This is a genomic window from Lacrimispora struthionigena (genome assembly GCF_048627165.1).
Lineage (GTDB): Bacteria > Bacillota > Clostridia > Lachnospirales > Lachnospiraceae > Lacrimispora.
On the sequence record NZ_JBMBWP010000002.1, the window covers coordinates 195,452 to 212,849 of the forward strand.

Annotated in this window: 19 protein-coding genes and 1 pseudogene; 4 read left to right on the top strand and 16 right to left on the bottom strand. The window is 41.1% G+C overall.

What is annotated here, in order from left to right:
• The first annotated feature begins 67 nt into the window (after nucleotides 1–67).
• Nucleotides 68–451: a CidA/LrgA family protein gene (locus ACOAOT_RS09785; protein WP_349669664.1), complete on the top strand. Its 384-nt coding sequence runs from the start codon at nucleotides 68–70 to the stop codon at nucleotides 449–451.
• On the top strand, nucleotides 432–1,124 hold the full coding sequence (locus ACOAOT_RS09790; RefSeq protein ID WP_420216821.1) for an LrgB family protein: 693 nt from the start codon (nucleotides 432–434) through the stop codon (nucleotides 1,122–1,124). Before ACOAOT_RS09785 ends, ACOAOT_RS09790 begins: the two co-directional genes overlap by 20 nt.
• A 75-nt stretch (nucleotides 1,125–1,199) precedes the next feature.
• Here the strand turns inward: ACOAOT_RS09790 and fliB are convergent, their stop codons facing one another.
• Both fliB and ACOAOT_RS09800 read right to left on the bottom strand, forming a co-directional pair.
• Nucleotides 1,200–2,357 carry a flagellin lysine-N-methylase gene (gene fliB / locus ACOAOT_RS09795; RefSeq protein WP_420216822.1) on the bottom strand — a complete coding sequence of 386 codons (1,158 nt, stop codon included), beginning with the start codon at nucleotides 2,355–2,357 and terminating at the stop codon, nucleotides 1,200–1,202.
• A gap of 3 nt (nucleotides 2,358–2,360) precedes the next feature.
• Nucleotides 2,361–2,702 (bottom strand): winged helix-turn-helix transcriptional regulator, encoded by a 342-nt coding sequence (locus tag ACOAOT_RS09800; protein ID WP_420216823.1) that lies wholly within the window; start codon nucleotides 2,700–2,702, stop codon nucleotides 2,361–2,363.
• Nucleotides 2,703–2,824: 122 nt separating this feature from the next.
• Between ACOAOT_RS09800 and ACOAOT_RS09805 the strand changes: the two genes are divergently transcribed.
• A complete protein-coding gene (locus tag ACOAOT_RS09805; protein WP_420216824.1) occupies nucleotides 2,825–3,370 on the top strand; it encodes a nitroreductase family protein in 546 nt (181 codons plus the stop codon).
• A gap of 56 nt (nucleotides 3,371–3,426) precedes the next feature.
• Here ACOAOT_RS09805 and nagE read toward each other — a convergent pair whose 3' ends face one another.
• The 14 genes and pseudogenes from nagE to ACOAOT_RS09875 all read right to left on the bottom strand — a co-directional run bounded on the left by nagE (nucleotide 3,427) and on the right by ACOAOT_RS09875 (nucleotide 17,123).
• Nucleotides 3,427–4,863, bottom strand: a complete 1,437-nt coding sequence (gene nagE, locus ACOAOT_RS09810; RefSeq protein WP_420216825.1) for an N-acetylglucosamine-specific PTS transporter subunit IIBC — start codon at nucleotides 4,861–4,863, stop codon at nucleotides 3,427–3,429.
• A 72-nt stretch (nucleotides 4,864–4,935) separates the two neighbouring features.
• On the bottom strand, nucleotides 4,936–5,190 hold the full coding sequence (locus ACOAOT_RS09815; RefSeq protein ID WP_420216826.1) for an HPr family phosphocarrier protein: 255 nt from the start codon (nucleotides 5,188–5,190) through the stop codon (nucleotides 4,936–4,938).
• Nucleotides 5,191–5,198: 8 nt separating this feature from the next.
• Nucleotides 5,199–5,690 (bottom strand): PTS sugar transporter subunit IIA, encoded by a 492-nt coding sequence (locus ACOAOT_RS09820; RefSeq protein ID WP_420216827.1) that lies wholly within the window; start codon nucleotides 5,688–5,690, stop codon nucleotides 5,199–5,201.
• Between the two features lie 21 nt (nucleotides 5,691–5,711).
• On the bottom strand, nucleotides 5,712–6,539 hold the full coding sequence (licT, locus tag ACOAOT_RS09825) for a BglG family transcription antiterminator LicT (protein WP_420216828.1): 828 nt from the start codon (nucleotides 6,537–6,539) through the stop codon (nucleotides 5,712–5,714).
• Between the two features lie 154 nt (nucleotides 6,540–6,693).
• A complete protein-coding gene (locus ACOAOT_RS09830) occupies nucleotides 6,694–7,314 on the bottom strand; it encodes a manganese efflux pump (RefSeq protein ID WP_420216829.1) in 621 nt (206 codons plus the stop codon).
• A 66-nt stretch (nucleotides 7,315–7,380) separates the two neighbouring features.
• Nucleotides 7,381–7,947, bottom strand: coding sequence for a signal peptidase I (gene lepB, locus ACOAOT_RS09835; protein WP_420216830.1), 567 nt, complete (start codon nucleotides 7,945–7,947; stop codon nucleotides 7,381–7,383).
• 151 nt (nucleotides 7,948–8,098) lie between these two features.
• Nucleotides 8,099–9,382: a recombinase family protein gene (locus ACOAOT_RS09840; RefSeq protein ID WP_420216831.1), complete on the bottom strand. Its 1,284-nt coding sequence runs from the start codon at nucleotides 9,380–9,382 to the stop codon at nucleotides 8,099–8,101.
• Nucleotides 9,379–10,389 carry a recombinase family protein gene (locus ACOAOT_RS09845; protein ID WP_420216832.1) on the bottom strand — a complete coding sequence of 337 codons (1,011 nt, stop codon included), beginning with the start codon at nucleotides 10,387–10,389 and terminating at the stop codon, nucleotides 9,379–9,381. Before ACOAOT_RS09845 ends, ACOAOT_RS09840 begins: the two co-directional genes overlap by 4 nt.
• Entirely contained in the window at nucleotides 10,334–11,995 is a 1,662-nt protein-coding gene (locus ACOAOT_RS09850; protein WP_420216833.1) for a recombinase family protein, read from the bottom strand. The genes ACOAOT_RS09845 and ACOAOT_RS09850 overlap by 56 nt, the downstream gene beginning before the upstream one ends.
• 17 nt (nucleotides 11,996–12,012) lie before the next feature.
• Complete coding sequence (locus ACOAOT_RS09855) at nucleotides 12,013–12,264, bottom strand: DUF6870 family protein (protein WP_420216834.1); 252 nt, start codon at nucleotides 12,262–12,264, stop codon at nucleotides 12,013–12,015.
• Nucleotides 12,265–12,410: 146 nt separating this feature from the next.
• Nucleotides 12,411–14,198 (bottom strand): WD40/YVTN/BNR-like repeat-containing protein, encoded by a 1,788-nt coding sequence (locus tag ACOAOT_RS09860; RefSeq protein ID WP_420216835.1) that lies wholly within the window; start codon nucleotides 14,196–14,198, stop codon nucleotides 12,411–12,413.
• Between the two features lie 80 nt (nucleotides 14,199–14,278).
• Nucleotides 14,279–14,950, bottom strand: coding sequence for a polysaccharide deacetylase family protein (locus ACOAOT_RS09865; protein ID WP_420216836.1), 672 nt, complete (start codon nucleotides 14,948–14,950; stop codon nucleotides 14,279–14,281).
• A gap of 99 nt (nucleotides 14,951–15,049) precedes the next feature.
• Nucleotides 15,050–15,478 (bottom strand): annotated as a pseudogene (locus ACOAOT_RS09870) (sigma factor-like helix-turn-helix DNA-binding protein); the annotation flags it as partial.
• On the bottom strand, nucleotides 15,453–17,123 hold the full coding sequence (locus tag ACOAOT_RS09875; RefSeq protein WP_420216837.1) for a recombinase family protein: 1,671 nt from the start codon (nucleotides 17,121–17,123) through the stop codon (nucleotides 15,453–15,455). The pseudogene ACOAOT_RS09870 and the gene ACOAOT_RS09875, both read right to left, overlap by 26 nt.
• A gap of 104 nt (nucleotides 17,124–17,227) precedes the next feature.
• Between ACOAOT_RS09875 and ACOAOT_RS09880 the strand changes: the two genes are divergently transcribed.
• Complete coding sequence (locus tag ACOAOT_RS09880) at nucleotides 17,228–17,395, top strand: hypothetical protein (RefSeq protein ID WP_420216838.1); 168 nt, start codon at nucleotides 17,228–17,230, stop codon at nucleotides 17,393–17,395.
• Nucleotides 17,396–17,398: the final 3 nt, after the last annotated feature.

The window sequence follows — 17,398 nt, forward strand, 5'->3', positions numbered from 1 at the left end:
ACGGAAAGATTTGCGTATAGGATTAAGCATAGTTGAATTTTCGACAGGAAATACAGGAGGCTTTGTCATGAAACACATAAGACAATTCGGCATTATATTATTTATCTCACTTGCAGGAGAAGTGATCCATCTGTTTGTACCACTTCCCGTACCTGCCAGTATCTATGGTCTTATTCTTATGCTTTTAGGCTTAAAAACCGGGCTGATTCCCCTTGAAGCAGTTGAGGATGTCAGTGATTTTTTACTGGAAATTATGCCCATGCTATTTATCCCTGCGGCAGTCGGACTTTTGGATTCGTGGGGCTCCCTACGACCAATTCTCATACCTTTTCTGGTTATAACACTTTTCTCCACAGTTATTGTTATGATAATGACAGGAAAAGTAACTCAGTTTTTTATTGAAACCGATAAAAAGAAGAAAGGAACGGATCATGAATCAGACAATCGGTGATTTTTTATTTTTCGGCTCGGTTTTAAGCCTGGTCAGCTATGAAATGGGGGTTCAGCTTAAGAAACGTTTTAAACTGGCCATCTTTAATCCCCTGTTAATCTCAATTCTAATTGTAATGGCATTCCTGTCCGTCTTTAAGATTGATTATACGGTCTATAATGAGAGTGCAAAATACATCAGTTATCTGTTAACTCCCGCAACCGTGTGCCTGGCTGTGCCATTATACCGTCAGTTAAATCTGTTAAAAAAGCATTCTAAAGCAATTATTGCAGGAACGCTGACAGGCGTACTCACCACTATGTGTACCGTATTACTTCTTGCATTCGTGTTTGGTTTAAACCATCAGGAATATGTGACCTTTTTACCAAAATCCATAACTACTGCCATTGCAATGGGAATCTCAGAGGAGATGAAAGGGTTTGTGACAATCACGGTTGCCAGTATTATTGTGACCGGTATATTAGGCAGCATTATCGCAGAATCGGTATGCCGGAAGTTTAAAATTACAGATCCGGTTGCAGTAGGCATTGCCATCGGATCTGCATCACATGCGGTAGGCACTACAAAAGCAATGGAAATTGGTGAAATTGAAGGTGCCATGAGCAGTCTTGCCATCGCCACTTCCGGGCTTTGTACGGTAGTATTCGCTTCTATTTTTGCAAATTTTATCTAGCTATGCAATTCCAGGTAATCGCCCGCTGCAAGAAGATGCATTGTCCATGTACTTTTCGCAGACAGGGCGTTATTCTTATAATACCTTGAGTATTTCTTTCAGCCCAAACGTTTTTTCTGTTCGAAATGCATTCTCCAGTGTATTAAGATTTTGATCTGAATGCTCTATCTCTCTGGAAAATCTATGAACCAGCCGTACAAACTCGTTAAAAGTAAGACCTCCATTGCGGATATAAACTGCCTGAGCCAGTTCTGCTATGAATAAGGTACAGATGACAGCCATCTTCGCTTTCACATAGGGCTGCTCATCGTAAACAGCTCCGCAGAAATACGTATAAATAAAGTAAACCAAAAGCTGCTCCAGCCACTGATTCCACTCTCTCTTTCTTTCTGGCTCAGTATCCAGATATTCATAAAAATTTTCTCTTATTTTTCCATAATGTTCTGGCCCCTTTTCAAAAAGTAAGGCTTTTAACTCCCCAAGGGTAACCGGCCATTCCTGTTTTAAAACCTCCAGTTTGTCTAACAGAAGAAACCAGCTTCCCATTATTTCATAGCGTTCCCTGTCAGATACCTTATATTCCCGCTTTTTTGAGCGAAAAAATTGTTCACACTGTGTATTCCTGTATCTGACAATCAGTTCCTCCGTCTGATACAGCGTCCCTTCCCTGATCCTTCTCTGTAAATCATGGACCAGTCCCAAAACCATGGACGCCCTTAACTGGATGTCCCTGCTTTGATTCTGTAAAAGAGAAAAGACCTCCTCTCTCACATCCATAAGCTTTGAAAAAAGGAAGAAATCAAACTCAGGATACGTCTCTTCTCTTTCATCTTCCTTTGTAAGAAAACGGACTGGCTCTTTCAGCCCCAGTATCATCTTTGCGGCTTCTTCACAGGACATTGATAAAGAAAGTTCCCGCACCCCTTCGTATTCTTCTGTATGCCTGGGATATTCCCTGCAGGTCTTGCATAGCATGGAAGGTCCTGCATCTGTGTAAATATCACAAAGATTTGCTTCGTTTAAAAAAGCACATCTGCCTAGTTTCTGTTTAAAACAGCCCTTCTTCCAATCAACTCCATTTAAAAGCTTTTCGCCCAGAGCCTCGGATTGAGCCCTGTATTTTTTCATAGATTGATCATCTATCATAATTGCCCATCCTGCACAGCAGGTGTCACTGCATTCGGATGCGATACACCGGAAACCGGGATAATAGTGTGGTATTGTAAACTGCATGATCTACTCCAATCCTGTAATTTCCTGATTGATGCGCTGCGCTCCCCATTCTGACATCATATTAAGAATGGGTGCAAGGGTTTTTCCATCTTTTGTAAGGGAATATTCTACTCTGGGGGGAACTTCATTATATTGCTCCCGATGGACTAATCCATCTGCTTCTAATTCCTTAAGCTGCTTGCTTAATGTTCTATGGGCGATGGGTTGTAATTCTTCCCATAAACGGTTGTATCTTAGTACGTTGAATTTACAAAGTTTATATAAGATAACCCACTTCCATTTTCCTTCAATTTTTGAAATTGTATAATAAATCGGACAATTTCCAAACTTATTATTAAAATCCATGTCTTCTCCTCAATACTAACCTTTCGTTTAGTATATAACAAAAATGTTCATACTTGAAGTATGTAACATAATCATATATACTTTCCATGTAAATGTCAAATACCAGTCAACGGAGGTTTAAAATGAAATTTTTAGAATTGGCAAAGGATCGCTACTCTGTCAGAAAGTTCAGCGATAAGAAAGTAGAGAAAGAGACGCTGGATCTCATCCTGGAGGCAGGTCGTACGGCACCCACCGCCTGCAATTACCAGCCACAGAGAATTCTTGTGCTTGATAATGAAACTGATTTGGCCGGGCTCAGTCTTTGTATGCCTTTTAAATTCAACCATCAGTTGGCACTTCTCACCTGTTACGATAAAAATGTAAGCTGGAAACGAAAATTTGATGGGAAAGATGAGGGGGAAATTGATGCTGCCATTGTCACAACCCATATGATGCTGCAGGCATCTGAATTGGGAATTGGCTCTACATGGGTTGGACATTTTGATCCGGAAAAAGTAAAAAAAACATATCACATACCAGAACACATTGTGCCTGTTTCAATCCTGCTGATGGGACATCCGGCAGATGATGCAGAACCTAACAAATTACATGATGAGCGTCTGGATCTTTCACAGACTGTTTTCCATGGTTCTTTCCCTGATACAGAAGAAGATACCAATCAATAATTGCCATTACGATTAAACATAAAAAACGGGGATGCACTGCATCCCCGTTTTAATGTTTATTTACAAAGTTTCTCAAATTCTTCCGCAACAAACTGTACCTGAGTTCCAACCACAACCTGCACACTGGTTTTTCCAGGTCTGATTACTCCGGCTACACCTGCTGACTTTATCTTCTTTTCATTTACCAGGGTATAATCCTTTACTTCCAGTCTGAGTCTGGTGATACAGTTATCAATGCTTACAACGTTTTCTTTACCGCCGATTCCTTCTAAAATAACAGAAGCAACATATGTAAAATCGTTGTTCTTTAATACAGCTACGGATTCATCAATATCATCATCTTCCCGTCCTGGTGTTTTAAAATTAAATTTTACAATAGCAAATCTAAACACTGCATAGTAAATACCACCGTAGATAAGACCAATCGGAATAATAAACAGAGGATTAACAGCCATAGGTGCCTTAAAGCTAAGAAACCAGTCAACAAATCCGGCGCTGAAATTGAATCCGGCACGTACCGGAAGCATTGCACAGATGGTTAAGGAGATTCCAGTCAGGATAGCGTGGATTAAATATAATCCGGGTGCAAGAAACATGAATGCAAATTCAAGCGGCTCTGTAACTCCTGTAAAAAATGAACAGACTGCTGCTGCCAGCAAAAGACCATAAGCCTGTTTTTTCCTTCCCGGTTTCGCCGTATGATACATGGCAAGGGCTGCAGCCGGAAGACCAAACATCATAACCGGGAAGAAGCCTGTCATATACTGACCAGTCTGACCCAGCACACCTTTTCCGGTCCAGAAGTTTCCAAGGTCATTTACTCCGGCAACGTCAAACCAGAAAACAGAGTTTAAGGCATGGTGAAGACCAAATGGTATAAGAAGACGGTTAAAGAAGCCATAGATACCTGCTCCTACTGCACCAAGACCCAGAATTCCTTTACCAAATATTACCAATGCGGTATAAATTACCGGCCATACGAAAAACAGTACCAGGCAGGCAATAAGGGAAAACAACGCCGTAACTATGGCAACAGAACGTTTCCCGCTGAAAAAAGCCAGTGCATCAGGGAGCTTTGTGCTCTTAAACCGGTTATAGCAGCTGGAGCCAATTAAACCAGAAACAATACCAACAAACTGGTTATTGATTTTTCCAAATGCCGGATTCACAGCACTGACATCAATGCCTTTTAACATTGCAACTACTGCTGGGGAAAGAATTGTCTGAATCATCAGCCATGATACCAGGGCTGCCAGAGCGGAAGTACCTTCATGATCGTCTGACATTCCTACGCCAACACCGATGGCAAATAGAATCGCCATATTATCAATAATGGCTCCGCCTGCCTTAATCAGAAAGGCAGCAATGGCGCTGTTTGCCCCCCATCCCGTTGGGTCAATCCAGTAACCAATTCCCATCAGGATCCCTGCTGCCGGCAGACACGCTACCGGAAGCATCAACGACTTACCTAGTTTTTGCAAATACTTCATCATAAAAAGAAACCCCTTTCTTTTTTTGTCCTGCCGGACATTTTTTATCCTCACCTGCCTGTAAGCAGGTTACGATCACTTTTTATCTAAAACAGACCGTATTGCGTAGTATGCAGCATCTTCATCCTCTCCCTCAAAGCGGAAGATGACTTCATCCCCTTTTTTTGCTCCAAGTCCCATGATAGCCAGAAGACTTTTGCAATCGGCTTTTTGTAAATTCCAATCAGCTTCTATGGAACACGTGTATTTCCCTGCTTCTATAAAAATTACGGAAGCGGGTCTGGCGTGAAGTCCCATTGGATCTTCCACTACATATCGATACTCTTTCATTTTGCCACCTACAATTCAATGATTGGTTCCAGCTCCATAATCTGCTTTCCAACATGACATTTCATATCGGGATACTCCATGGTATTTAAAATAATGACCGGTGTAATCAGGTCATACCCCTTTGCCTGAATCCCTTCCAAATCAAATTCCAGCAGCAGTTCCCCTTCCTTTACCCGTTCCCCCTGTTTTTTAAAGGATTGAAACCCTTCTCCTTTTAATTGAACCGTATCAAGGCCAACATGGATCATTACTTCTGCCCCGTTATCTGCCGTAATACTGACTGCATGCATTGTCTCAAACATCACTGACAGCACTCCGCTTACCGGTGCCACAATTCTGCCTTTTGAAGGAATGATAGCCATCCCTTTACCCAGGATCTCCTGACTAAACGCAGGGTCTTTCACTTCACTTAACGGTACCGCCAATCCTTCCACAGGCGCCAGAATTTCCTCCTTTTTACCGCCCCCTTTTTTTAAATACTTCTTCCACGCTTCAAACATGCCGACTGGTACCCCTTTCTTCTAAAGCCTCATTCTTTTGATATGGACTGCCAGATATGCAGTCTCTTCTTCTGTTACATCATGATGATATGATTCTAAAATAAATTCCTTGATTTTTAAACTGCACTCATACTCTTCCGGATACATTCCTGCTATGATATTGCTGAATTCTGTATTTCCGCTGTTTAACAGCTCTCCGGTCAGAATGCGCTGGGCAAGAAATCGCAGGTGGGTGATAAACCTCTGATAACTTAAAGATCCCTCGTCCGGTTCCATAGAAAAGAATTCTTTTACTATTTTGACTCCATTCTGAATCAGCTTTGTCATATCCATGGTTTTATTCATAGCCGTATTAAGTTCTGCATTTACAATATGCATTGCTATAAATCCAGCCTCGTCTACGGGAAGCCGTACTCCCACACTTCTCTCAATCAGTGCAACTGCATATTCGCCCACTAAGTACTCTTCTTTATAAAATGTCTTAATCTCACTAAGAATGGGATTTGAAAAAACCATATTTTCCTTAAAGCGGCGAATGGCGAAATTAATGTGATCCGTCAGTGTGATATAGATATTCTGATTCAAAGTCCTGTTAAGTACACTTTTTGCATAGGCGATGATTTCTGCCGATGCCTTTAAGTGTTCAAGTGGCAGCTTCACAAGCAGTTCCTTAAACTGATCCAGACTGTTCTGGCTGTCTAACCGGAAGGTTTTCTCAATTTTGTTCTCTGCAATGGGGCGTCCCGCCTTTGTGCCAAAACCAATTCCTCTGCCCATGATAACGACTTCCTTACCATCGGGCTCTATTGCAGTTACAATATTGTTATTAATGATTTTATCAATATTCATAAATTACCTCTTATCAATAAAAAAACCAACTTTGACTATGAAAATAACATGTTATTTTCTTAATCAAAATTGGTTTTGCCTGCTTTCCAGTAACAATCCGAATTAATATTCATTTACCTAACTATAGCAAATTTTTTTTATGCTGTCAATATGTTTAAAGCTTACTAAAAGCAAGAAATAAAAACAGAACGCCACTGAGCCAGGATAAATCCCAGCCTTTTAATGCAGCAAGCCGTTTTCCCAGAAAAAGTCCGGCATACATCACGGCAATCCCCACTAAAAGAGCTGCCAGGGCTGCATACCCCGGATTAATCATAAGAAAACCGGACAGGGCGCCAGCCACCAGACTGTCAATGGACATGGCAAATGCAAACATAATCATTTCTTTCCATGACAGGGTTTTTGAATCATCCCAGTCAGCTGCCATAGGATTGCCGTATATGTTAATAATAATGCTAAGTCCCGAAATAGAAAAAGTCAGGTCTTTGTGAACATGAACATGATTGTTGATGTATTTTTTTATGGTATAGTCCAGCAGCTTCATCACTCCCAAAAAGAATAAACAGGAAAACCCTACTCCTTTTGCGAACACTTCCGGCACAAAATTATCGATCACGTTGCCGAATAACAGGGCTGACCCCAGACAGCCGCTGCAGATTGCATTAGCTGCAATTACCTTTATCCATGAAATGCCTACCCTGTTTGCTCCATAGGCAATGCTGGCAACAAATGTATCTGTACTCAACGCCAGAACCAAAATGAAAATATTACGCATATTTGATCGAACTACCCTTTTTATTTTAATATATTCAAAGGCTTTTGGTTTGGCACCTTATAATTACTAACTGATTTTTTTTATTCCTGGATAATAGCGGAACAAAACTTTTGCAAGTATCTTATCTTCCGGTACATAGGGATCACTCCAGTATCTGGCATCGGCAGAATTATTCCGGTTATCACCCAGCATCAGATAACATCCTGCTGGCACGGTGAAGTGATAATCATCTGACTCCATAGGTTCCCTTAAGTATGGTTCTTCAAGAGGGGTCTGGGACTGATTGATATAAACATGGTTATTTTTAATGTCTACAGTCTCTCCCGGCAGCCCGATAATCCGCTTTACCAGATGAATCTCTTCATTTCCAGGCCCGGTCATGTGATCAAATATAATGATATCACCCCTTTGGGGTTCTCCGCCAAACCGGTAAGCCAGCCTCGATCCAATTAACCGGTCACCGGTCATAATTGTGGTCTCCATGGATCCGCTTGGTACCCTGCTGTTGGCGATAAGAAACGTATTAATAAAAAATGCAATCACTGCTGCAATGACAATAATCTTCAGCCATTCAAACAGTTCCCTCTTTAAGTTAAGAGGCTCTTCCACTTTACTGTCCTTTTTTACGCTCATATTTTTTCCTTTGACTGTTTTTTATTATTGTATCAAATGGACAGGGCAGAATCAATGTTTATATCCCATTTCTTTTTAATTCTGTCCTCAGCCTTTCCAATGCCTTTTTTTCCAGTCTTGATACATATTCGGCTGTCTGAATAGGGGCAAATTACAGCCCATAAAGATCGCTAAAATTCCATGTTACGACAACTCTCCCATCTGCTGTTTCATGGAAAGAGCTTATAAATCCTTCTGTTATTTCCCGAGATAAAGCAGTCAATTGCAAGCTGGAATGCCCTGTGTCCATAACTGCAATTTTTCTTACAAAAACATCTTCAGTAATGATCCCTGCTTTAAACTGTCTATACAGTTTAAATTTTTCATTCTCTTTTGTATCTGAATCTTTTTCCACTAATGATGCCAGGAATTTTAAGCAGGCCAAAATACCTTTTTCCACTTGTGGTTCTGGGAAAGAGCCTGGAGTATCACTGGTTTTATTTCTGATTTGGTGGAGGATGTACTTCTTTTTACCTGACCTTACAGCTTCAAATATCTCCCGTTTCACAATCAACGGATGTGCATCTGGTACAATTATCCAGTCTTCTTCCGGAACTGAAATGTCTTTTTTACTTCCAATGGTTACCGGCCTGACCTTTCCATAGATTGCATCGCCAGTATATCTCTGGTCAGATAATATTCTGGAAACCGTTCCTGCAGTCCAGTAAGTTTCTTTCTTCCCCACAATGGAATGAAATCTTTCATTTCTCTGTCTGCGCACCATATACGGAGATGAGATTCCTTCCTTGTTCAATAAACAGGCAATGGCAGTTTTTCCCATTCCGCCTAAGAATAAACTAAATATACGTCTGACAATAACGGCACATTCCTCATCAATAATCAGCTGGTTTTTGCTTGTTTCTGCCTTTTTATATCCATAGGGTGCAAAAGCTGTTACAAACTTCCCCTGTTCTGCTTTCATCCGGCGAACACTTTTTATCTTTTCCGAAAGATCCTTACTATATGCCTCGTGAATGATATTCTTAAATCCTACTTCGATGGCACCGGCTGCTCCAATATTCTCAAAGCTGTCAAAATGATCATTAACTGATAAAAAACGGATACCAAGAAAGGGAAAGATCTGTTCTAAGTAATTTCCTACTTCAAGATAATTCCGACCGAATCTGGAAAAGTCCTTAACCACGATACAATCGATCTGGTGTACCTTTGCCATATCCAGTAATTTTTTCACTCCGGGCCGTTCAAAATTCGTACCACTGAAACCATCATCCATAAATTCTATGGTTTTGCCACAGGAAAGCTCCTCATGTCCATTAACAAAATCATGAAGCAGAAGACGCTGGCTTGAAATGCTTTCACTCTCCAACCCATGATCTGGATTTTCATCCTCATCTGATACCCGCAGATATAGCGCTATTGTGTATTGCCCGCTCATTGCACGAACCCCTTGTTTACCTGATCAAAGGTTTTCTTATCTATAATTGCTTCATGTGTGTGTTCAATGTACCTCCATTCAGACCTTGGAATTTCAGCCTTTTGTCCTCCTTTATAATAAGCAGAATCGCTTTTTCGCTCCACAATACAACCGCAGTATACAGGATTTTTTAAAATACCAAGCACGGAACCGCTGGACCAGTTTGAAGTGGCTTCTCCCTTTGTGCCCTTAATCATACCTTTTTCAAACAACCGTTTACTCTGGGAAGGAATCCCCTGGGTATTTAAGAATCGGGCAATCCCAAAGGCACTCATCCCATTCAGACGAAGTTTGAAAATATTTTGTACAACTACGGCTGTCTCTTCTTCAATCTCCAGTTTGTATTTGTTGTTCTCACATTTTTTATATCCGTAAGGCGCAAATCTGCCCAGAAATAATCCCTGTTTCTTTTTTGCATCAAATACAGTACATATTTTACGGGAAATATCCTTTGCATAAATATGGTGACAGACATTTTTCAGGGAGAGTGCCAGTTCTTCATTGGATGTAACAGAGATACTGTCATAATTATCATTGACAGAGATAAAGCGCACCCCCAGAAATGGAAATATCCTTTCTAAATAATAGCCCGCTTCCACATAGTTTCTTCCAAAACGGGAAAGGTCTTTGACTGCAATGCAATTAATATTCCCCTTTTTCATTTCTTCAACCATGGCCATAAATCCCGGTCTGTCAAAATTAGTGCCTGTCATGCCGTTATCAAAGAAGACAAGCTTTAGGGCCAGATCCTCTTTCTCCTCTATGTACTTTTTCAACAGTTCAATCTGGCTTTCAATCGAATCACTGCCGCAGCCATTGTCTTCAATGGAAAGCCTGGCATAAATGGCAGTCTGATACGTTGATAGTGAGGTTGTGCCCAAAGATTTGATATCCAGTAAATCACGGTTATTTCTATTTGGTCTTGCCAGTGAAATCACCCCCCGTAAGGCTTTCTCCCATGTTTTCACTAAACCCACTCTCATATCCCGGTTGAAACGTAAAATATACTTTCATGGTATTTCTGTCAATCACATCAATTTTTTCTATTAGTGAAGCTAAAATCGGCCGTGACAGCTCATGGATATTTTGGTTTTTTTTGAATTCTTCAATCCACCTGTTTTGCAATTCATAATTATTTATCAGATCCCATCTTTCCTGATTTAATATCTGAACAGCTTCCTCTATCTGATGGCAGTTTTCTTCATAATTTGATTTCCAGGCAACGTAATTTTCCCTGTTTACAATTCCCTTTTTATAATCCTCATAAAGTTCAATCATAAGTTTTTGACAGCGGGAGTACTCCTCCTGTTTTTTTTCAATTCGTAAATCTGCCTTTTTCACATCCACCTGTTTTAAAGGTAATGAATTAATATAATCCATGATCTCATTCATTTCACAGGAAGTTTGTATCTGCTTTTGCAGGATCTTAAGGACGCAGGCGGTCAGTCGGATTTCATCAATTCTGCATTTCCCGCTGCATTTGTTTTTATTCTCTTTTTGCGTTCTGCACATGTAATAAACATAGGTCTTTCCGCCTGATTTAACAGGTCTTCTTACCATTCCATGATTGCAGCCTGCGCACTTTAACAGTCCGGAAAACAGATGGAGATCATCGTTGTCCGGTGATGTTCTGGTATCTGCAGCCAGCAGTCGTTTTACCAGAAAAAAATCATCTTTTGAAATAATTGCCTCGTGGGTATCAACCACTTTAATCCACTCTGTCTGGGGTTTCTTAAATCTTTTTTTCACTTTATAATTAGGGCTGCTTTCCTTCCCCTGTATCATAGTGCCTGTATAAATTTCATTCTTTAAAATACGCATAACAGAAGCAGCTGACCATTTTGCTACTGGCTGAAGCTGGAAAGAGGTGCTGTAAGCCCAGCCCAGCATCCGTTTGTATTCCAACGGGGATAAAATTCCCATTGTATTGAGACGCTTCGCAATTCCCTGATTGCTCATCCCCTGGATTTTCCACCTAAAGATGTCTCTGATTGTCATTGCTGCATAATGATCAATTTCCAGCTTATATTTGTTTTCCTCTGAACGGAAATAGCCATACAGCGGAAATGCGCCAATATAATCCCCCCGTAAGCGGCGTATATTCTGTCCGCTTCGTACCTTTACAGAAATATCCCTGCTATATGCATCATTGATCAGATTCTTAAATGGAATAATCATATCATCCGCCTGACTTTGTTTGCAGGCGCTGTCAAAGCCATCGTTAATCGCGATAAACCGCACACCCATAAATGGAAAAAGCTGTTCGATATATCGTCCGGTTTCTATATAATTTCTACCAAAACGAGACAAATCCTTAACAATAACACAATTGACAGATCCATTTCTTATATCACTCAGCATTGCTTTGACAGCAGGTCTGTCAAAGGATACTCCGCTGTATCCATCATCAACTCGTTCGGAGCAAATCTCTATATCAGGTTTGTTTTCTAAGTAAGACCGGATTAAAGTTCTTTGGTTGGAAATACTGTTGCTCTCCATCTTATCCCCGTCATCTTTTGATACCCGAATATAAATCGCAGCTTTATATTTTTTAATGTCATCTGATAAACCCATAAAGACCTCATTTCGCATTATACATTTTTTAAGTATTGCTTTAGACGGTCATTTAAAGTAACGTCCGTATCTGGAAATACAGATTGGATCACCAGATCCCCGCATTTAAACAGATATGGGTTTTTAATCTGTCTAATAAAGTCATCGATCCGTTCTTCTTTTGGCAGTGCTGTATTTATTTTTACGGAACAAATGTCCACTAATGTGTCCGGATCCGTACCAACAGGATCTATTTTTTGTAATTGTCGTAATTCATCTGCAGTCAACATTCGCTCACCTCTTTGCAGCTCTTTCCTATAACTTTATGAAAATCGCTGATTGTCCTATTACCAAAAGGAACGATTCAAAACTGCTGACCATGATTCAAATAAGAAAGCGGTTAAAGTAATTACTGACACTTTAACCGCTTTCAATATTATTTACTATGATTCTTCCAGACTCCTCTTCCACTTGTCCCAGCCAAAACCTGTGTATCACCAATTAAGATTGAATAAACATCCATCGTTTCCAGTCCTGAATTAAATTCATTCCAGCTTTGTGCCTGATTGGAAGATTGATACATACCACCTCCATATGTACCGGCAAATACTGCCGATTTTCTTATAGCAAGAGAATTAACCATTCCACTGGTCAAACCGGTATTGACTGGGCTCCAGCTGTCCCCTCTGTCCGTGGACATAAAAACCCCATCTCCGGGTGTGGCTGCTAACAGATAGGAATTAGTGCCAGTTAAAGAAAATATCTGCCCATTGGTTAAGCCACTGTTTACTTCTTCCCAGTTTTCCCCCTGATTGGATGACCGGAACACACCTCCTCCAAATGTTCCCGCAAATATATCTGTGCCGCTTACAGTGATGGAACTGATGTAGAGATTTTTCAAATCCTTATTAATGCTTTTCCAACTGTTACCGTTGTCAGCAGAACAAAATATCCCCCCTCCGAAGGTTCCGGCATACAGATTATTTCCACTTACTGCAAGACAATAGACAAACGGATTGGTGAGCCCGGAATTAACTGCCTGCCAGGTACTGCCATCATTCCCAGATTTATAAATCCCTCCGCCGTTGGTTCCCGCATAAATACCAGATTCATTTACGGTCAGGGCAAATACAAAGGGATTTGTTAATCCTGCCCCGGCTTCCCTCCAGTTTAATCCGCCGTCTCTGGAAATAAATATTCCGGCTCCGCTGGTTCCGGCAAAAACACCCCTTCCTTTCACTGCAAACGAACTGATATGGGTATTAATTAATCCCTGGTTTATTTTATTCCAGCTCCCACCATGATCAGTAGAAATAAACACACCTCCCCCATCAGTCCCTGCATAAAAACAGGAATCATCTGCAGTCAGGTAATATACATAAGGATTGGACAGCCCGTTGTTTACTGCTTTCCAGCCTGTTCCTTCTAAGAGAAATATTCCAACTTCCGTACCGGCAAGGACACCGTCTTTACTCACCGTAATGGTATTGACATTTTTACTGCCAAGACCGCTGTTTAAAGGCTTCCAGCTATCCCCCCTGTCTGTGGATACAAATACACCGCCGCCTGCTGTGCCTGCATAAATGGCAGATTCACTTTCTGCAAGCGCATTGACCTGCAAGGTTGTAAGGCCGGTATTAACTCCAAACCAGCTGGCGCCATGATCCTGGGAACGATAGATTCCTCCCTCCTCTGTTCCTGCAAATATCTCCCCACCATTTACCACAATTGCTTTTACATCCCCTGAAGTCAGCCCCTGGCTGGCTTTGATCCATTTTAAGCCGTTATCTTCCGAGTAAAGCACGCCTCTGCTGGTGCCTGCATACAGATACCTCTCATCTGCAACAAGGGAATATACCATAAGATCCTCCCACTGGGAATCTATGGATCTCCAATCCATTTTTTCTACAGGTGATACAAAGATGCCACTGCTTGTCCCAGCAAATAGATTGGGGCCACTGATTACCAGAGAATGAATATAGCTGTTAGTTAAACCGGAATTAACCGCCTTCCAGCTATTCCCCTGATCAGATGAATAAAACACGCCATTTCCCTGGGTTCCTGCAAAAATCTTCTGATCTTCCACTGCCAGACAATGAATATATCCTCCGTAAGGCCCGTTGGCCTGTTCCCAGGATTTGGGACTTTCTTCCCTGAAAAATATAAAAAACGCAATAATAAGAGACAATACAAACAGGAACGGCAACCAAAGCTTTTTTATCATATTTCTCCCCTTTTTTCATTTTGTGAGCAAAAACGCTGCCCAAATCAGGGCAGCGCATATCAGTTATGTAATAGTCCGTTTTAATACTGCGCAAAACCAAAACCACGGTTCTTTAAATTATTAACTATGGTTGGTAACGCATTAAGAGTATTCTGGTAAGAGTCATGCATGAGAGGATTTCCTCCCGCTCTTAAGTTATTACAGGAATTGATAATCGTTTCTGTACTGGCACCTTCCCAGTCACTGGTGTAAACTGTCGGGGTGACAATGGCAAGATTTAATGCAGAACATGCCTGGGTAATTGTATTATTGCTGTAAAGATAAGGCAGTCTCACCTTGGTGGGTCTGGGCTTTCCGGCATTTTGAATCGCCGTGTTGCATTGCTGGAAATCGTTATAAACCTGCTGGTAGCTCCAGTTACTCATATAGGAATGGGTCCAGCTATGATTCTGGAGACTGAAGCCTGAATTTTTATAGGCATTCCATGCTGACTGGTTCCCTGCAATCCGATTGCCCCATACAAATAAAGTTGCACGGTAACATCCTGCATTCTTAAGATTGTTGATCAGCGTTTGTGACGTTGCATTATTAGGGCCGTCATCAAAGGTAAGATAAACATCTCCGGCATAGGCAGCTGCTTTCACACCAGTCAGATCTGCTGTTTTATCCTGGGCGTATACATTTGTAATCTTTAGTGCTCCAATTGTCAGGATCATCACGGAAGTAAGTAAAAATCTTGCTTTTCGCTTCATACAAAATCCCCCTTATACTAGATAGCGATAAATTGGTTAACATTTACAGGGTAATCGTACCATGTACAAAGTTAATATGCAAGTTAATTCTATAATTAATTAATAATAAAATATATTATGCGTAATTTTACAATTATTTACAAAGAATTGTCTATTATTCGACAAATCCCTGTCTGGAATTTTTATCCCTATTATGACAGCAGAGTAGGATCTCGAAATTCCCATGAGATCTGCAATCTCCCTCTGGGTGTACTCCCTGCCGCCATGAAGTCCATAACGCATCCCTATAATTGTTTTTTCATTGTCTTTCAGGCAGGAATCAAAAACTTCATAAAGTTCCTTGATGTCCTGTTTTAGTATGATGGTCTCTAACGTCTCTTTATTCTCCATTTCGATCACATCCAGAAGGCTTACTGTTTCTCCATCCTTGTCTACACCGATGGGTTCATATAAAGACACCTCTTTTGAATATTTTTTATTAGCACGAAGGAGCATTAGGATCTCATTTGCTAGAGTCACAAGGCGGCTTCTTAGAGCCATACAGATAGAGATGGACAGTATCCCCGTCCCAGACAACCTGTTTTACCAGAATCCGGATTGCAGCCCGTTTCTGTTCCACATCCATAAAATCCACAGTCTTTTCAAAATTGGACAGGGTCTCTTTTAACAGATCAAATTCCAGAACAGTCAATTCTTTTCCCATTGCAGTTTCCTTACAGACTTCAATCTGGGACTGGATCTGTTCTTTCTTTTTATGCAGTTCATCAATCTGTCTCACTATATAGTCGTATGCCGCCGTTCCTCCGGCAACCTTGATTGACGTCACAAGACCATCAATCTCTTTTTCAGTCTGAGACAACTCCTCTTCCAGACGGCTGACATCCTGCTCATAATCCTGCTTTTCTTCCTTAAGTTGCTTTCTGCCTTCCTCCAGCTGCCTGGTGAATTCTCTTTTGTCTTCAGAAACTTTTTTAAGTTCCTCAATCACCAGTCTGTCTAACAGATTCCCATCGGCATTTTTTATTGCACAGCACTTCATACGGCTTTTTTCTTTCATGGAACAGAGGTAGGAATAGATCTGCTCTCCCCGGTCATTATATCTGCCGGAAAGCTTGGGCCGCATATAGTGATTGCAATTTCCGCATACAAGAATGCCGGAAAGAAGCGCCACATTACTTCTGGGTCTGCGGTAATTTTTTGATTTATTCCGTTCCAGCTGACGCTGGACACTGACCCACTCCGCTCCAGGAATCAGCCCCTCATGTTTACCGATTGCCACAATCCATTCTTCCATCTCTTTCATTTCATGGGCCTTTCCCTGCTTTTGTAAAGTCCTGTTATATGCAATAATACCATGGGTTCCTTTAAAATCAGCGGGGTCTGCAAAAAGTTCTACTTTTTTTTCTTTCAGATACTGATAGGCTTCCTGATCTGCAATCATATACACCGGGTTTGAAAGTATGGCTTTAATTGCAAAACGGCTGAATAAACGTCCCTGCTTTGTTTTGTATCCATTCTGTATGAGATAAGTCTCTGTCTGTGTCAGGGAACCGGTTTCCAAAAATTTTTCATAAATCCGCTTTATAAGCTTTGCCTCCTGGGGAATTCGTTTTAGTTTATATGCCTTTTTCTGCTTCCCGTCAATGGTTATAGAAGTTACCCGTTCAGACTGATACCCGGTTGGGGTATTTCCTCCAAGCCATCTTCCGCTTTTGGAAAGTTCATGCATATTGTCCCGGATCCGTTCTGCAATGGTTTCTCTTTCCAGTTGGGAAAATACAGAAGCAATATACATCATAGCCCTTCCCATGGGAGAGGATGTATCAAACTGCTCTTTAATTGAAATAAAAGATATTTCCAGATGGTTCAATTCTCCGATCAGATTGGCAAAATCTCCAATATTACGGCTGATCCGGTCAAGGCGATAGCATACAATCGCTGAAATCTTCTTTTTCTTTGCTTCCTTCATCATCTGCTGAAACTGAGGCCGCTCTAAATTCCCACCGGAAAAACCCTCATCTTCAAAAATCAGGGCGCTGTCTGCAAAGGATTCTCCGTAATGGGTTAAGATATATTGTCTGCAAAGCTCGATCTGATTGCCGATGCTTTCCCCTTTCCCGGTAAATTTGGACTTTCTTGAATATATGGCAAACGGCTGATTTCTGTCTTCCATCACACAAATCCTCCTTGTTTTCACATGGAAAGCGCGTCCTCAAACATACCGGACACGCAGAATAACATACAAATATAGTAACCCTGAATTTTAAGGTATTCTCTATGAACATGATCGTATATAATCCTCAAACGGAAGAAGATAAAAAAGAGCTGGGCAGAAGGGCGGCCGTCATTCACAATCAGGTGTTAATGCAGTCAGTCCGCCTGCTTCACTGCCCCAATGACCAAAAGAAATCGCTTTTAGATGCAATAAAATCAGAAAGCACTTAAGCA

What these genes read in the sequence shown, in the direction of transcription:
- ACOAOT_RS09830 (WP_420216829.1), bottom strand. Translation starts at nt 7,314, where the DNA reads ATGCGTAATATTTTCATTTTGGTTCTGGCGTTGAGTACAGATACATTT.
- lepB (WP_420216830.1), bottom strand. Translation starts at nt 7,947, where the DNA reads ATGAGCGTAAAAAAGGACAGTAAAGTGGAAGAGCCTCTTAACTTAAAG.
- ACOAOT_RS09865 (WP_420216836.1), bottom strand. Translation starts at nt 14,950, where the DNA reads ATGAAGCGAAAAGCAAGATTTTTACTTACTTCCGTGATGATCCTGACA.
- ACOAOT_RS09815 (WP_420216826.1), bottom strand. Translation starts at nt 5,190, where the DNA reads ATGAAAGAGTATCGATATGTAGTGGAAGATCCAATGGGACTTCACGCC.
- ACOAOT_RS09820 (WP_420216827.1), bottom strand. Translation starts at nt 5,690, where the DNA reads ATGTTTGAAGCGTGGAAGAAGTATTTAAAAAAAGGGGGCGGTAAAAAG.
- ACOAOT_RS09860 (WP_420216835.1), bottom strand. Translation starts at nt 14,198, where the DNA reads ATGATAAAAAAGCTTTGGTTGCCGTTCCTGTTTGTATTGTCTCTTATT.
- ACOAOT_RS09800 (WP_420216823.1), bottom strand. Translation starts at nt 2,702, where the DNA reads ATGGATTTTAATAATAAGTTTGGAAATTGTCCGATTTATTATACAATT.
- ACOAOT_RS09855 (WP_420216834.1), bottom strand. Translation starts at nt 12,264, where the DNA reads ATGTTGACTGCAGATGAATTACGACAATTACAAAAAATAGATCCTGTT.
- ACOAOT_RS09875 (WP_420216837.1), bottom strand. Translation starts at nt 17,123, where the DNA reads ATGGAAGACAGAAATCAGCCGTTTGCCATATATTCAAGAAAGTCCAAA.
- ACOAOT_RS09850 (WP_420216833.1), bottom strand. Translation starts at nt 11,995, where the DNA reads ATGGGTTTATCAGATGACATTAAAAAATATAAAGCTGCGATTTATATT.
- fliB (WP_420216822.1), bottom strand. Translation starts at nt 2,357, where the DNA reads ATGCAGTTTACAATACCACACTATTATCCCGGTTTCCGGTGTATCGCA.
- ACOAOT_RS09880 (WP_420216838.1), top strand. Translation starts at nt 17,228, where the DNA reads ATGAACATGATCGTATATAATCCTCAAACGGAAGAAGATAAAAAAGAG.
- nagE (WP_420216825.1), bottom strand. Translation starts at nt 4,863, where the DNA reads ATGATGAAGTATTTGCAAAAACTAGGTAAGTCGTTGATGCTTCCGGTA.
- ACOAOT_RS09790 (WP_420216821.1), top strand. Translation starts at nt 432, where the DNA reads ATGAATCAGACAATCGGTGATTTTTTATTTTTCGGCTCGGTTTTAAGC.
- ACOAOT_RS09805 (WP_420216824.1), top strand. Translation starts at nt 2,825, where the DNA reads ATGAAATTTTTAGAATTGGCAAAGGATCGCTACTCTGTCAGAAAGTTC.
- ACOAOT_RS09840 (WP_420216831.1), bottom strand. Translation starts at nt 9,382, where the DNA reads ATGAGCGGGCAATACACAATAGCGCTATATCTGCGGGTATCAGATGAG.
- ACOAOT_RS09785 (WP_349669664.1), top strand. Translation starts at nt 68, where the DNA reads ATGAAACACATAAGACAATTCGGCATTATATTATTTATCTCACTTGCA.
- licT (WP_420216828.1), bottom strand. Translation starts at nt 6,539, where the DNA reads ATGAATATTGATAAAATCATTAATAACAATATTGTAACTGCAATAGAG.